The following is a 14528-nucleotide window of genomic DNA, read 5'->3' as shown; positions in this document are numbered from 1 at the left end:
AAGAAGAATTCCGACGCCTGGAACTATGAATTCCCAAGACTTTCATTCCGGGTACGCCGCGCGCGCACCAGAATCTCGGTTGCATTCGCCGCGTGCGGCCTTGTCAAGGCCGTCCGTTCCAACTGGCACGCCCCACAAGAAGACATGAGAACAATCACCATAAACGGTAAGCCCCAGAAGTTCGATTTGCCCGACGATGCGCCACTGCTGTGGGCGGTGCGCGACCACCTCGGAATGACCGGCACCAAGTTCGGTTGCGGCATGGCGCTTTGCGGTGCCTGCACCATGCACCTGGACGGGCAGCCAATCCGCTCCTGTGTCACGCCCATTTCCGCGGCAGCAGGCAAGAAGCTCACGACCATCGAGGGCCTGGCGGCCGACAAGGTCGGGCAGGCGCTGCAAGCGGCGTGGGAACAGTTCGGCGTGGCCCAGTGCGGCTACTGCCAAGCCGGCCAGCTGATGTCCGCTGCGGCGCTGCTGAAGGCGAATCCGCATCCCAGCGAAGCCGATATCGACGGCGCCATGAGCGGCAACATCTGCCGCTGCGGCACCTATACGCGCATCCGCGCCGCCATCCGGCATGTGGCGAAGTCGAACGTGGCAGGCAAGGGGGGTGCTAAATGAAACAGGCATTTATGAGCGGGATGAGCGGTACTGACCTGGCAACGGCGCAGGACGCCACCACCGGCGCGCCCGCGTCGGCAGGTCGGCGCCGATGGCTCAAGGGCATGGGCGCGATGACAGGACTGGCACTGACGGTCGGCCTGGACGGCGTCGTGCTGGCGCAGGAGGCGAGGAAGTACGGCCGCGACGGGATGCCGGGTGGCGCGGTGGACGATCCACTGGTCTTCTTGCAGATCGGCGAGGATGGCCGCGTCACGGTCGTGTGCCATCGATCCGAGATGGGGCAGGGGGTGCGCACCAGCCTGCCGATGGTGGTGGCCGACGAGCTGGAAGCCGACTGGGCCCGCGTGGCGGTGGTGCAGGCCGTGGGCAACGAAGCGCGCTATGGCAACCAGAATACCGACGGCTCACGCAGCATCCGGCATTTCTTCGAGCCGATGCGGCGCGTTGGCGCCAGTGCGCGGCAGATGCTGGAAGCCGCCGCCGCCGCACGCTGGGGCGTGCCGGTGAGCGAAGTGCAGGCGCGCAACCATGAGGTGGGGCATGCCGTGAGCGGCAGGAAGCTGGGCTACGGCGCGGTGGCGCGCGACGCGGCCCGCCTGCCCGTGCCCCCGGCCGCGAGTCTAAAGCTCAAGGATCCCGCCGCGTTCCGCTATATCGGCAAGGACAGCACGCGCAATATCGATGGCCGCAATATCGCCACCGGCCGCGCGCAGTACGGCATCGACGTGCGCATGGACGGCATGCTGTACGCCGTCATCGCCCGTCCTCCGGTCTTTGGCGGCAAGGTGGCCAGCTTTGACGCGGCGCAGGCCGAAAAGGTGCCAGGCGTAGTCAAGGTCGTGGCACTTGCCGGCAGCCCGGCGCCGGCCCTGTTCAATCCGCTGGGTGGGGTGGCGGTGCTTGCCACCAATACCTGGGCCGCCATCAAGGGCCGCGAAGCGCTGAAGATCCAGTGGGAGGACGGCCCCAACGCCGGCTACGATTCGGCTGCTTTCAAGGCCAGCATGGAAGCGGCGGCCAACCGGCCGGGCAGGGTGGTGAGAAACCAGGGCGACGCGATGGCGGCGCTGGCCGGCAGCGGCAAGCGGATCACCGCGCAATACTACCTGCCGCATATCGCGCATGCCTCGATGGAACCGCCGGTCGCCACGGCAAAGGTGGGCAACGGGTCCTGCGAGGTGTGGGCACCGGTGCAGGCGCCGCAGGCCACGCGCGAGACCGTGGCCAAGGCCCTGGGTCTCAAGCCTGAGAACGTGACCGTCCACGTGACGCTGCTGGGAGGCGGCTTCGGCCGCAAATCCAAGCCCGATTTTGTCGCGGAGGCCGCGCTGTTGTCCAAGGCAACGGGCGGCAAGCCGGTCAAGGTGACCTGGACACGCGACGACGATCTCCACCACGACTACTTCCACACCGTCTCGGTGGAGCATCTGGAGGCCATGCTGGGGCCGGACGGCAAGGCGCTCGCCTGGCTGCACCGGACCGCGGCGTCGTCTATCAGCTCTACCTTCACGGCCGGCGCCAAGTCGGAATCGGCGGTGGAGCTGGGCATGTCCGCGATCAATGTGCCCTTCGACATCCCTAACCTGCGGGTGGAGAACCCCGAGGTGGCGGCGCGTACCCGCATCGGCTGGTTCCGCTCCGTGTCCAATATTCCGCACGCTTTCGCCGTGCAGTCATTCGCCGCGGAACTGGCGGCGGCGGCGGGCCAGGATCATCGCGACTACCTGCTGGCGCTGCTGGGCCGGGATCGCCGCATGGACCCTGGCCAGATGGGCGACACCTGGAACTACGGTGAGTCGCCGCAGCAGTATCCGCTGGATACGGGCAGGCTGCGCAAGACCATCGAAGTGGCAACCGGCGCAGCGGGCTGGGGCCGCAAGCTGCCGTCGGGCCGCGGCCTGGGCCTGGCGGTCTGCTACAGCTTCGTGACCTACGTGGCCGCGGTGGTGGAAGTGGTGGTCGGCCAGGACGGCAGCATCACCGTACCGCGCATCGACGTTGCGGTCGATTGCGGTCCCCACGTGAACCCGGATCGCATCCGCTCGCAGGTCGAAGGCGCTTGCATCATGGGGCTCAGCCTTGCCACCAGCGGCGAAATCACCTTCAGGAACGGGCGTCCCCAGCAGGACAATTTCCACCAGTACGAGGTGTTGCGCGCGCCGGCGGCACCGCGGGAGATCCATGTGCACCTGCTGCCGAGCCGCTTCGACGTGCCGCTCGGCGGGGTCGGCGAGCCGGCGACGCCGACGATTGCGCCAGCGCTGTGCAACGCAATCTTTGCCGCCACCGGCAAGCGCATCCGCACGCTGCCGATCCGGGACCAGCTCCAGGCCTGATCTGACCGGATCGAGCGAAGCGGTCGTCACACGTACGCGATCCGCCGCCCGGCGCGATAAACAATCCGATGCTGGACAAAATATCTACTATTGCATATATTGTCCAGGACGCGTGGGCTGAAGACACTGATGCCGGCGAAGATCCGCGTTCCTCGACATGCGCCATCTGGCTTGCATGTTTAAGGTGACCGGTCATGTCATCCCGCGAGGCGCCTTGGATTACCGCCCGCCTGACGCAGCCGGGAGCAGGCTGCCCCGCGTGGGACAACAAGGACACAGATGGAGGCATTTTGAAATCAGCATCCGCATCCGTTTCCCGTAGCGTGGCGCTCGCCGCCACGCTAATTGCCAGCCTGGTGTCCGGCGCGGTCTTCGCGCGGGGCGGGTATCCAAGCAAGCCCATCACCATCGTCGTGCCCTATCCGCCGGGCGGCTCCAACGACATCTTCGCGCGCATCGTCGCCAAGGGGATCGGCGAGGAGCTCAAGCAACCCGTCGTCATCGACAACCGCCCCGGCGCCAGCGGCAATACCGGCACCGGCATGGTCGCCAAGTCCGCCCCGGACGGGTACACGCTGGTCGCCGTGTCGTCCAGCATGACAACCAATGCCGCGGTGCAGGCCAAACTGCCGTTCGATGCGGTCAAGAGCTTCGCGCCGGTGGCGATGTTTGCGCGAGGGCCGTTCATCGTCGCGGTCAACAACGCATTCCCCGCCAAGACACCGCAGGAACTGATCGCCGCGATCCGCGCCAATCCAGGCAAGTACAACTACGCCTCGTCCGGGCCGGGCGGCGTCAACCAGTTCGGCACCGAGCTGCTCAAGGCCATGGCCGGCAACCTGTTCATCACGCATGTCCCGTATCGCGGCATGCCCCCCGCCTTGACCGACCTGATCGGCAACCAGACGCAGTTGCTGATCTCCACCGGCCCGTCGCTGCTGCCGATGGTCCGCGCCGGCAAGGTGCGCGCCGTTGGCATCACCAGCCTCAGGCCGAGCGCGATCGCGCCGGAACTCACGCCCATGTCCAGCGCGGTGCCGGGCTACGAGTTCGAGCTCTGGTGGGGCCTGCTGGCGCCGGCCGGCACGCCGCCGGCGATCGTCAACCAACTGAACGCCGCCGTCAATGCTGTCTTGTCCAAGCCCGAGATCAAGGCGGCGATCCTGAAGGAGGGCGCCGAAGCCATGCCCGTCACGCCGGCCCAGTTCGCCGCCACCATCGGGCAGGACGTGGAGCGGTGGAGGACGCTCGCCAAGCAACAGAACATCGTCGTGGACTGATATGGGTCGATGTGTTTTCGCGTTGCCCGCACTGCCAATTGCTGGCTGGCCCGATCTCAGGCCAGCCAGCCGGTCAGGAGGAAAGCCGGCGGATCAGCCGGTAGAGAATTCCCTGCTGTCGTGCAGTTCGTGAATGCCGGCATGCACGGCTTTGATCGCATATTTTCCGTCGAAGCGCCTAATTGCGCCGACTTTCTTTCAACCGACATACTTGGCTGAACGGCTTGCCGCCGCCAGACTTCGCGTCGGCTGCTATTTACATCAGGACAACATGCAATCGAATCAAAGCGCTTTCTGGACCTTCCCCTACACGTCGCAGCGTTTGCCGCTGGTCGCCGACAACGTCGTGACGACCTCGCAGCCGCTTGCCTCCGCGGCCGGCTTGCAGATGCTGCTGCGCGGCGGCAATGCAGTCGATGCGGCGCTTGCCACGGCAATCGCCCTGGCTGTGGTCGAGCCGTGCAACAACGGTATCGGCGGCGACGCGTTTGCGCTGATCTGGGATGGCAACAAATTGCACGGTCTGAACGGATCGGGCCGCGCACCGGCCGCATGGACGCGCGAGTATTTTTCAAAATACAAGGAGATGCCGAAGCGGGGCTGGGACTCGGTAACCGTTCCAGGCACTGTTTCAGCGTGGCGCGCCATGTGGGAGCGCTTTGGCAGCCTGCCGTTCGAAGACCTGTTCGAACCGGCGCTGCGCTATGCGCGTGAAGGCTATCTGGTTTCGCACAATGTCCACAATCAGTGGCAAAAACAGGTCGGCGAACTGATCGGTCAGCCGGGCTACCGCGAAGCGTTTGCCCCCAACGGCCGGGCGCCGCTCCAGGGCGAGCGCTTCATTTGCCCGGGACAGGCAAATGCACTCGAGCGCATCGCGCGCACCAAGGGCGACGATTTTTACCATGGCGAACTGGCCCGCGCGATTGCCGACCACGCGCGCAATACCGGCGGCGCGATCACTGAAGCCGACCTCGCCGCGCATAAGGCTGACTGGGTCGAGCCGATCAGCATCCGCTACCGGGATGTTGAACTGTACGAGATCGGGCCTAACGGCCAAGGCATTGCGGCGCAGATGGCGTTGGGCATGCTTGAGCATTTCGATTTGAAGAGCATGGATCAGGATAGCGCGCTGGCGACGCATCTGAAGATCGAGGCAATGAAACTGGCCTTTGCCGACCTGCATGAATACGTCGGCGACGTGGATCACATGACGGAAGTAACGGCGGCCGACCTGCTCAACCCGGCATATCTGGCAAAACGCGCCAAGTTGATCGACCCCGAGCGGGCAGCGCCGGCCCGCAACGGCAAACCGCTCGGCGGCGGCACCGTCTACCTGACCACGGCGGATCGCAACGGCGTGATGGTTTCGTTTATTCAATCCAACTTCAAGGGCTTTGGTTCGGGCGTGGTCGTGCCCAATACCGGCATCGCCTTGCAAAATCGCGGCTGGGGCTTCAACCTGCGTCACGGCCATACCAACGAGGTGGCGCCTGGAAAACGTCCATTCCACACCATCATCCCCGGCTTCCTGATGCAAAACGGCCGGCCGCTGATGAGCTTTGGCCTCATGGGCGGATCCATGCAGGCGCAGGGTCATATGCAGATGGTCTCCCGCATGGTCGATCAGGGGCTGAATCCGCAGGCGGCCAGCGATGCGCCGCGCTGGCGCGTACTTGACGACAATCACGGCGTTACCGTCGAATGGAATATGCCGCAAGCGGTGATTGAAGGACTGACCTCACGCGGGCATCCGATCACGGTTGCCAAACGCTTTGATACCGAGTTCGGCAGCGCCCAGGCGGCTCTGCGCCTGGAAAATGGCGGCTATGTAGCGGCATGCGATCACCGCAAGGATGGCTACCCGGTCGGCATTTGATCTGGAGTCGAACTCAGCAGGGGGCAGCGGTCATGAACTTGGAGATTTCGAAAGTATTGGAAGCGTCTGCACATCCCGCTGGGTCACCCGTGCGATGAGGTGCTGTCTCGACGCGAGTTCTTCGTTCAGTCCGTCGATCGAAAATATGGTGGAGGCGGGCCGAGGTGCTGTTAGCCTGCGAGTTCGATTGGCATCAATCTCGGCACGCGAATTCCACGGCCTTGCTGTTACTGCGACAGAACTCCTACGCCAAACGCTGAAGCAAATGCGGGACGGACGATGTCAGCAACGCGACCCCGGATGCCGCGAGCAGGCTCAACACAATCTTGCGGAACGTCGCTTCTGAAATCCCAACATACAACCGAGCGCCCAGGATAGTGGGAATCAGCATCGACGGCGCGACGATTGCGAGCATCGGCAGCATGTCACGTGTCATGATTCCCTTTTCCACGTAGATGCCCATGGTCACAAGTAGCAAGGCGAGATTGAAGTTCTGAATGATCGCACGCTGTTCATCCTTGTCGAATCCCCGCAACGAGCACCACAGTGTGGGAATCGTGCCGGTGAAGCCGCCGATGCCACCCATGATCCCCCCGACGCCGCCCACGATCCCATCGGCCAACCTCCCGCCCGCCGTGATCTTCGGCAGGTTTCGTACGGCAAGCATCGTGGGGCACCACAGCACCAGGAACGTACCGAGGAAGGCCTTGAAGAGTTGAAGGTCGAGCGTCGGGAGAATCGCGACGCCAACGGGGATGCCAGCCAGGCCGCCGATCAAGAAAGGCAATAACCTGCCCAGCTTGAATCCTCGGCGCATGGTTACCACGGCAATGATCTGCCCCGTTAACGCCCCAAAAACCGCCATTGACGCGGCGAGCCTGGGATCCAGCGACCACGCCCAGAACGACATTGCGGTGAGACCAAAGGCGAAGCCCGAAAGTCCTTGGACGAAGCCAGCAACCATGGCTCCCAGTGCCACGACCAAAATTACCGTATCCATGCGTAAGGGCCTCTCTCCTATTGGGGCGGCATTTGAGTGTCCGCAGCGACCAGCTTGGCGACGTGGGACCTTATGAACCAGCGGTGTAGCTCCGTGGTCTGCAGGCCGCAATCCCTGGTGGCCCCCCGGGCGCGCCGGCCATCTCCGGGGCAAGGGGCTGGCGCGAGTTGTTCCGTACTTCCTGCTTGTTGACATTTTATCTAGCTCTGGATATTTTGTCTAGAAACAAACCGTACCATTGAAGCTGCGATGCGCAGGTGCAGGCCTTGCGCAGCTTCACAGCGGTGGGATTCTGGCGGACAGGCGTCAGCTCGCGGGTGAGCCGTACCGAACCGTCATGGTGGTCAACGCGACTACCGTGGGGCTGATGGAATGACTCGAACACGCGAATCACATAAAGGAGATGGCCCAATGAGTTCCCGACGTTTTTTGGTGACGTTTGTGTTAGCGCTGTGTACAGCGTTGCCGATTTCCGCCTTCGCGGCTTATCCGGACAAACCGATCAGGCTGATTGTCCCGGCAGCCGCAGGAGGCGCGGCGGACGTCCTGATGCGAGTGCTCGCGGCGCGACTATCGGTACAAATGGGCGTTCCTTTCGTCGTTGACAACAAGCCGGGTGCCTCGTACGTGATCGGTACCATGGAACTCGTCCGTGCCCCCGCTGACGGATATACCCTCGGTTACGGCAGCGTCGTTTCGCTCGCCACTAACCGTTCGCTTCTAAGCAAGGTTCCTTATGACGTCGACAAGGATCTGACCTTGATTTCTAATGTGCTGAGAGTGCCCAACATACTGGCAGTGAACAATAACCTGCCGGTGAGGAACGTGAATGAGTTGATCGCCTACGCGAAAAAGAATCCGGGCAAGCTGTCGATAGCCTCAGGCGGTAACGGCACGACCTCTCATCTTGGCGGCGAACTCCTGAAATCGATGACCAATATGCAAATGGTCCATGTGCCATACAAGGGGGCTACAGGCGCGATCAATGACCTTATTTCCGGCGAGGTACAGGTTTATATGGAGAACTCAGCCGTGCTCGGTCCCTATGCGAAGGCCGGTCGAGTTCGCGCCCTTGGCACTTCCGCAAGCCAGCGCCTGAGCAATTATCCGAATATCCCTTCCATTGCCGAGGCCGGCGTGCCCGGCTTCGAAGTCATTTCCTGGGGTGGCATCATTGGTCCGCCCGGCCTGCCAAAGGAAATCGTTGATCGCCTGAATACGGAGATTCGTAGCGCACTCGCGAATCGGGAATCGCGCGAGCGCTTTAAGTCACTCGATACCGAACCCAGTCCCAGCACGCCCGAGGAGTTTCGAGAACTATCGCACCGTGAGACGGAAAAGTGGGCTCATGTCATCAAGGTCTCTGGCGCAAAATTAGATTAAGACATCGTCTCTTCTCTCCTTCTTCCAAACTACGATACCTAATTCAAATGGGCCCCTGGAACGCAGCACAGATAGGCGATTCGCTCAATTCAATCGACACACCGGCCCTCGGTCTTGACCTCGATGCATTCGAGCGAAACCTGAAACGCATGGCGGATGCTGTGACAGGACGAAACGTTCGCTTTCGCCCCCACGCAAAGAGCCATAAATGTCCGGAGATTGCATTACGCCAGATTGAACTTGGCGCAGTCGGAATCTGCTGCCAGAAGGTCAGCGAGGCTGTCGTGTTTGTCCAGGCCGGCGTTACCGACATCCTCATTAGCAACGAGATCGACGGTACAGCGAAAATCCGCCACCTGATGGAACTTGCCGGTGCCGCCCGCATTGGGGTTCTGGTCGATCATGCCTCGCAGATACAGGCTCTGGCTGCCGCCGCACAAGCATCCGGGAAGAGCGTGGATGTCTATATCGAAATCGACGTCGGCGCACATCGCTGCGGCATCCCTCCAGGTGAAGAAGCAGCGCATCTCGCAGAATTGATTGTCTCCTCGCCGCTGCGTTTTGCCGGGCTGCAATGCTATCACGGACCGGCCCAGCATCTGCGCACGCCGCAGGAGCGTACTGCCGCAATTCGCGATGCCGCTGAACTGGCGCTATGGACAAAAAAAATCATCGAGGCACGTGGCATTCCGGTTGAGATTATCGCTGGCGCAGGCACCGGAACGTTCCTCCTCGAGCGCGACTCCGGCGTCTATAACGAGCTTCAGTGTGGGTCCTATGTCTTCATGGATCGCGATTACGGCGAAAATGCGCGTGGGCAGGACGACATTCCCTTCGAGCATGCGCTCTTTGTCTTGACGACGGTGATGAGCAGGGCCACTGGCGAGAGGGCTATCGTGGATGCTGGCCTGAAGGCCTCCAGTGTTGATTCCGGCATGCCGCTGGTGTGGAAGCGCAGCGATCTGAAATACCTGAAAGCATCGGACGAACATGGCGTAATTGCTACCCCCAGTCTCGCTTCAGTGGAGCTGGGCGAAAAATTTATGCTCATTCCCGGCCATTGCGATCCCACCGTCAATCTTTATGATTCTCTGGTCTGCGTACGCGCTGGAAGGGTCGAAGCACTATGGCCCATTGCGGCGCGCGGCGCTCTGCTCTGACTGCCATGCTGATGGTCTGCTAGCACGATTTTGACAAGCATTTATCGCGTCGTCGACCTCGCGACGAGATGCACCACCACACAGCCCGGCTTCCGGAACAATTGATGCACACGATACAAAGGAGGACCCGATGAGTGAGCGATATGATGTCATGATCCGCAATGCATCGATTGTCGACGGAACGGGAGCTCCACGTTATGCCGGCGAGGTGGGTATCAAAGGTGACCGTATTGTGCGCATCGGCGATTTGCGGGGGGCCAGCGCAGCCACGGAAATCGATGCGTCTGGCCTTGTGGTGACGCCTGGCTTTATCGATGCGCACACGCATGACGACCGCTTGATGCTCTCCGGTGGGGACATGGCTCCTAAGGTCAGCCAGGGTATCACTACCGTGATCGGCGGCAATTGCGGCGTTTCGCTGGCGCCGATGCCGCGGCAGATTCCCGATCCGGTCACCCCGCCGCTTAACCTGCTCGATGATAGCGGAGCGTGGTTTCGGTTCGCTACCTTTGCAGAATATTTGGAAGCGTTGCGCGCTCAGCCCGCGGCAACGAATTGCGCCATGCTGGTTGGCCATTCGACGTTGCGTGTCGCGACGATGAATGATCTTTCCCTACCGGCAAATCCGGACGAAATCGCAGCCATGCGCGCGCTGGTCGATGAAGCCATGCGCGCCGGCGCGATTGGCGTGTCAACGGGGCTGTTCTACGAACCTTCGATTGCGGCGCCAACGGAAGAAGTCATTGAAATATGCGAGCCGCTACGCGAGTACGGCGGAGTCTATTGCACGCATATGCGAAACGAGGGCGACCACATCATTCAATCACTGACCGAGACCTTCCGCATCGGTCGCGAAGTCGGGGTACCGGTGGTCATCTCGCACCATAAGCTGGTTGGCGTCAAAAATTATGGTCGCTCCGCAGAAACGCTGAAGTTCATTGCTGAACACATGGAAAAGCAAGAGGTTTGCCTCGACTGCTATCCTTATCCGGCGTCGTCCACCATTCTGTCCGCGCATCGCACGCGTAATGCGACCCGGGTGACCGTGACATGGTCAAAGCCCCTGCCGCAGTATGCCGGCAAGGATCTGGCGGACATCATGGCCGACCTCGGTGGCACTCAGGAAGAGGTAGTCGACCGGCTGTCCCCTGCCGGTGCGATCTACTACATGATGGACGACCGGGATGTGCAGCGCATACTGGCGTTCGACCAGACGATGATCGGCTCGGACGGTTTGCCCCACGACGACTCTCCGCATCCGCGTCTTTGGGGAAGCTTTCCACGTGTTCTTGGCCACTACGGCCGGTCCCTGGGCCTGTTTTCGCTTGAGACCGCGATCCATAAAATGACCGGACTGACCGCCAGGAATTTCGGGCTCGCCGACCGTGGTGTTGTGCGGGAAGGGGCCTTCGCAGACTTGACCGTTCTCAATCCCGAAACAGTTGGTGAGGGAGCGTCATTTGCCAAGCCGATTGCACCGGCTATAGGCATTGATACCGTGCTTGTCAACGGCAGCGTCGTGTGGCGCGATGGCAAGTCCAGCGGCGCGCGGCCCGGCCAAGTGCTACGGCGGGAGCGGGCGTAATCGCCGAGCACGCCGGCGCACCCCGCGCCCTGCCTGCCCCGTTTCATTGGCAAAATATCTTAATTCTGGATATTATTTCTAAATGAAAAAACTTTCGGCGGAGCAGCAAGCGCTGCTTGAACAAATTAAGCAGGTCGCGCAGGGTCTCGGCGAGACCCTTGCGCCCTTCTGTGAGGTCGTTGTACATGACCTGCTGCATCCCAAGCAGGCCATCCTGGCGATCCACAACAATCTATCGGGCCGCCAGGTTGGCGATCCGGCCACAGAACTCGGTATCGCACGCATTGCCGATCCGGAGTTTCCGCAAGTCATCGCGAACTACGCGAATCAGTTCGCCGATGGCCGCCAGGCAAAGAGCACGTCCATAGGCATCAAGGATTCGAGTGGCCGCTACGTGGCCGCCTTGTGCATGAATGTCGACCTGACGCTTTTCCGAGGCTTACAAAACGTGCTGAGCCAGTTTGGCAGCGTCGGCGCTGCTGCAGCAGGTGTGGACGAATCGCTCGATCCGGCCGGCGCCGAGGCCATCAGGCGCCGCATTGACCAGTTCGCTGCGCGGCTTGCTACCACGCCCCGTTCCCTCAAGGCGCAGGAGCGCCGCGCACTGATGCGCGAGCTCAAGGAGTCGGGCTGTATGGAGGTGCGTAGAGCCATGGAGATCGTCGCGCTGCATCTGGGCGTCTCGCGAGCCTCGGTGTACAGCTATGCCAAGTGACGCTGGCGTGCTGCTCGACTCGTTTCCGCATTAATTCCGCTAACGCGGGCTACGCCAAGCCGGTATCGGCGAAATTCTTTTGCCTGCCGAGCAGGGCGGACAGGGAAGGTGATAGTTCGGTAGAGCCATGCATATGCCTCGCCGAAAGGGCGGAAAAATCGGGGTATTCTGGCGACATCGAAGCTCATTTCCCCCGGGGGGCCGGCTCACTCGGCCACGATCTTCATCGTCTTGATGTCCCGGTCCCAGCGCAGCAGTTCCTGATGCACCCGAGTCCTGAACTCGGCCGGCGTGCTGCTCTCGGGTTCGACGCCCTGCCCGGCGAGGGCGGCCAGCACGTCAGGTTTGGCCAGCGCCTTCTTCACCTCATGCGCGAGCTGCTCGAGGACCGCGGGGTCGGTGCCGCCGGTGGCGAACAGACCGTACCAGTTGGAGAAGTCGTAGCCGGCCACGCCGGCCTCGGCCAGGGTCGGCACGTTCGGCAGCGAGCGGATGCGCTTTTTTGTGGTGACCGCCAGCACCCTGGCCTTGCCGGTCTTTAGCGACGACAGGGCGACCGGCGCCGACGAGAAGCCCATGTCCACGTTGCCGGCGTAGAGGTCGTTGATCGCCGGGCCGTTGCCCTTGTACGGGATATGCAGCATGTTGATGCCGGCCATCTTCTCGAGGAGCGCGCCCGAGATGTGCAGGCTGCCGCCGTTGCCCGAGGACGCGTAGGTGTAGGCGCCCGGCTTCTGCTTCGCGGCAGCGACGAGCTCCTTCACGCTATTGAACGGCACGCCGGTACGTACCAGCAATACGTTGGCCGATTCGGCCACCAGCGACACCGGCGCCAGGTCCTTGCGCGGGTCGTAAGGCATCTTATGATTGAGCGCCGGCAGGATGGTCTGCGCACCGGCGCTGCCGAGCAGCAGCGTGTAGCCGTCCGGCGTCGCCTTGGCGACCATGTCCGAGCCGAGCAGGCCGCCGGCGCCGGCCCGGTTGTCCACCACCACAGGCTGGCCCATGCTCTGCTGCAGCTCCTTCGCCAGAATTCGAGCGATGGTGTCGTTGGCGCCACCGGCCGCATAGGCGACGACTAGGCGGATCGCTTTCGACGGATATTTTTCGGCCGACACTGCCAGGCCTGGCACGGCGCAGAGGGCGGCCAGGGCAAGGATGCTGTGGCGAAGGTACGTGTTTCGGATGGTGTGCATGAGGGCGTCTCCTTGAGCTCGGCTGATTGTACGGTCCGCAGAACATAAGGAGAATTAATATCTTCTTGATAATGTCTTAAGGAAACCTTGAGTGGGCCTGCGCAACTACGCAGCTTCGTACGCGTTGCGGAAATTGACACGCCAGCATACGCCGCGCCGATAGGACCGTTGTCGCGGAAAGCCGGCGCTAGCCGGCCTCTGGTCCGCGCTGGGTGCCGCGGAAACCAAAATAATCTTTTGGTTAATCGGTCTGGGGATCGCTTCTTTTTGCCTTCCGTCTTCGTCAAACTCCGTGCATGACGCATCCCCGGCTGTGGGTGCGCTGAAAACAAGAGACCGGAGACGACATGGATTTCCCTATCCCCAATGCGACTCGTCGCACCTTGCTGCGGGCAGGATTGCTCGCCCTCACCGCCATGACCGCTTTCACCATTGCCCCCGCCGCGTTCGCGGCCTATCCGGATAAGCCGATCCGGCTGGTCGTGCCTTATCCGCCGGGCGGCGCCACGGACGTGATCGGTCGCATCGTTGCCACCCGCCTGGGCGAGGTGCTGGGCCAGCAAGTGGTGGTTGACAACCGGGGAGGCGCGGGCGGGAATATTGGCGCGGAAGTGGTCGCCCGGAGCGCGCCAGACGGCTATACGTTGCTGATGGGCGCACTGACGTCCCATGCAACCATGGCCACCCTGGAAAAAGGGCACTTGCGTTACGACATCATCAAGGACTTCGCCCCGGTGATGGTCGTTGGCTCGGTGCCACTGGTGGTGGTGGTCAACCCGAGGGTGCCGGTCAAGACGCTCCAGGAACTGGTCAAGTACGGCAAGGCCAATCCCGGCAAGCTCAACTACGCGTCGTCTGGTGCCGGCGCCCCGCAGCGCATGGCGGCTGAGATCTTTAAGAAAGATGCGAATATCGACATGACCCATGTGCCGTACAAAGGCAGCGGTCCCGCCATGACAGACTTGGTGGGCGGGCAGGTCAACATGATGGTGGAGACGGTGCCGGCGGCGCAGCCGTTCATCAAGGCAGGCCAGTTGCGCGCGCTCGCTGTGGCGGCCCCCAAGCGCATCTCGATGCTGCCGGACGTGCCCGCTGCCGCAGAGAGCGGCATGCCCACACTGGACGTCAGCTCCACCTTCGGCGTGCTGGCACCGGCGGGCACGCCCGCGCCGGTGGTTGAGCGCCTGAATGCGGCGCTGGCCAGGATTCTGGCAATGCCCGACGTCAAGGCACAGTTTCTGAAGCAGGGTGTCTATGCCTTGCCGCCAACCACCCCTGAAAAATCGGCCGAGCGCTTGCGCACCGAAGTCACACGCTGGGAAAAGGTCATCACCGACGCCCATATCAATTCCGATAGCTGAACCGAC

At 62.2% G+C, this 14528-nt stretch carries 12 protein-coding genes; 10 read left to right on the top strand and 2 right to left on the bottom strand.

The window, feature by feature from the left end:
- The first annotated feature begins 144 nt into the window (after positions 1 to 144).
- The 5 genes from K307_RS13160 (at position 145) to K307_RS47785 (ending at position 6296) form a co-directional block, all read left to right on the top strand.
- The gene (locus K307_RS13160; protein WP_042878759.1) at positions 145 to 624 is read left to right on the top strand and encodes a (2Fe-2S)-binding protein; all 480 of its coding nucleotides are present in this window, start codon (positions 145 to 147) and stop codon (positions 622 to 624) included.
- 20 nt (positions 625 to 644) lie between these two features.
- Complete coding sequence (locus K307_RS13155; protein ID WP_051974857.1) at positions 645 to 2963, top strand: molybdopterin cofactor-binding domain-containing protein; 2319 nt, start codon at positions 645 to 647, stop codon at positions 2961 to 2963.
- A 290-nt stretch (positions 2964 to 3253) separates the two neighbouring features.
- Complete coding sequence (locus K307_RS13150) at positions 3254 to 4243, top strand: tripartite tricarboxylate transporter substrate binding protein (RefSeq protein ID WP_419187117.1); 990 nt, start codon at positions 3254 to 3256, stop codon at positions 4241 to 4243.
- Positions 4244 to 4514: 271 nt separating this feature from the next.
- The gene (ggt, locus tag K307_RS13145) at positions 4515 to 6122 is read left to right on the top strand and encodes a gamma-glutamyltransferase (protein ID WP_042878757.1); all 1608 of its coding nucleotides are present in this window, start codon (positions 4515 to 4517) and stop codon (positions 6120 to 6122) included.
- A gap of 66 nt (positions 6123 to 6188) precedes the next feature.
- Positions 6189 to 6296 carry a CstA-like transporter-associated (seleno)protein gene (locus K307_RS47785; protein WP_155301223.1) on the top strand — a complete coding sequence of 36 codons (108 nt, stop codon included), beginning with the start codon at positions 6189 to 6191 and terminating at the stop codon, positions 6294 to 6296.
- Positions 6297 to 6366: 70 nt separating this feature from the next.
- Here the strand turns inward: K307_RS47785 and K307_RS13140 are convergent, their stop codons facing one another.
- The gene (locus tag K307_RS13140; RefSeq protein ID WP_042878755.1) at positions 6367 to 7122 is read right to left on the bottom strand and encodes a sulfite exporter TauE/SafE family protein; all 756 of its coding nucleotides are present in this window, start codon (positions 7120 to 7122) and stop codon (positions 6367 to 6369) included.
- Between the two features lie 411 nt (positions 7123 to 7533).
- On the opposite strand from K307_RS13140, the gene K307_RS13135 reads away from it, so the two are divergent.
- The 4 genes from K307_RS13135 to K307_RS13120 all read left to right on the top strand — a co-directional run bounded on the left by K307_RS13135 (position 7534) and on the right by K307_RS13120 (position 11965).
- The gene (locus K307_RS13135) at positions 7534 to 8505 is read left to right on the top strand and encodes a Bug family tripartite tricarboxylate transporter substrate binding protein (RefSeq protein WP_063771675.1); all 972 of its coding nucleotides are present in this window, start codon (positions 7534 to 7536) and stop codon (positions 8503 to 8505) included.
- Positions 8506 to 8552: 47 nt separating this feature from the next.
- Entirely contained in the window at positions 8553 to 9665 is a 1113-nt protein-coding gene (locus K307_RS13130) for a DSD1 family PLP-dependent enzyme (protein WP_042878753.1), read from the top strand.
- A 130-nt stretch (positions 9666 to 9795) separates the two neighbouring features.
- Positions 9796 to 11250 (top strand): N-acyl-D-amino-acid deacylase family protein, encoded by a 1455-nt coding sequence (locus K307_RS13125; protein ID WP_042878752.1) that lies wholly within the window; start codon positions 9796 to 9798, stop codon positions 11248 to 11250.
- A gap of 82 nt (positions 11251 to 11332) precedes the next feature.
- On the top strand, positions 11333 to 11965 hold the full coding sequence (locus tag K307_RS13120; protein WP_042878751.1) for a helix-turn-helix transcriptional regulator: 633 nt from the start codon (positions 11333 to 11335) through the stop codon (positions 11963 to 11965).
- 206 nt (positions 11966 to 12171) lie between these two features.
- Here K307_RS13120 and K307_RS13115 read toward each other — a convergent pair whose 3' ends face one another.
- Positions 12172 to 13161 (bottom strand): Bug family tripartite tricarboxylate transporter substrate binding protein, encoded by a 990-nt coding sequence (locus K307_RS13115; RefSeq protein WP_051974856.1) that lies wholly within the window; start codon positions 13159 to 13161, stop codon positions 12172 to 12174.
- 347 nt (positions 13162 to 13508) lie between these two features.
- On the opposite strand from K307_RS13115, the gene K307_RS13110 reads away from it, so the two are divergent.
- Positions 13509 to 14522, top strand: a complete 1014-nt coding sequence (locus tag K307_RS13110) for a Bug family tripartite tricarboxylate transporter substrate binding protein (protein ID WP_042878750.1) — start codon at positions 13509 to 13511, stop codon at positions 14520 to 14522.
- The last annotated feature ends 6 nt before the right edge of the window (positions 14523 to 14528 follow it).

It is taken from the genome of Cupriavidus necator A5-1, from assembly GCF_000744095.1.
Lineage (GTDB): Bacteria > Pseudomonadota > Gammaproteobacteria > Burkholderiales > Burkholderiaceae > Cupriavidus > Cupriavidus necator_A.
Note: the sequence above shows the minus strand (reverse complement) of the source record. Positions and strands in the feature narration are given on the sequence as shown.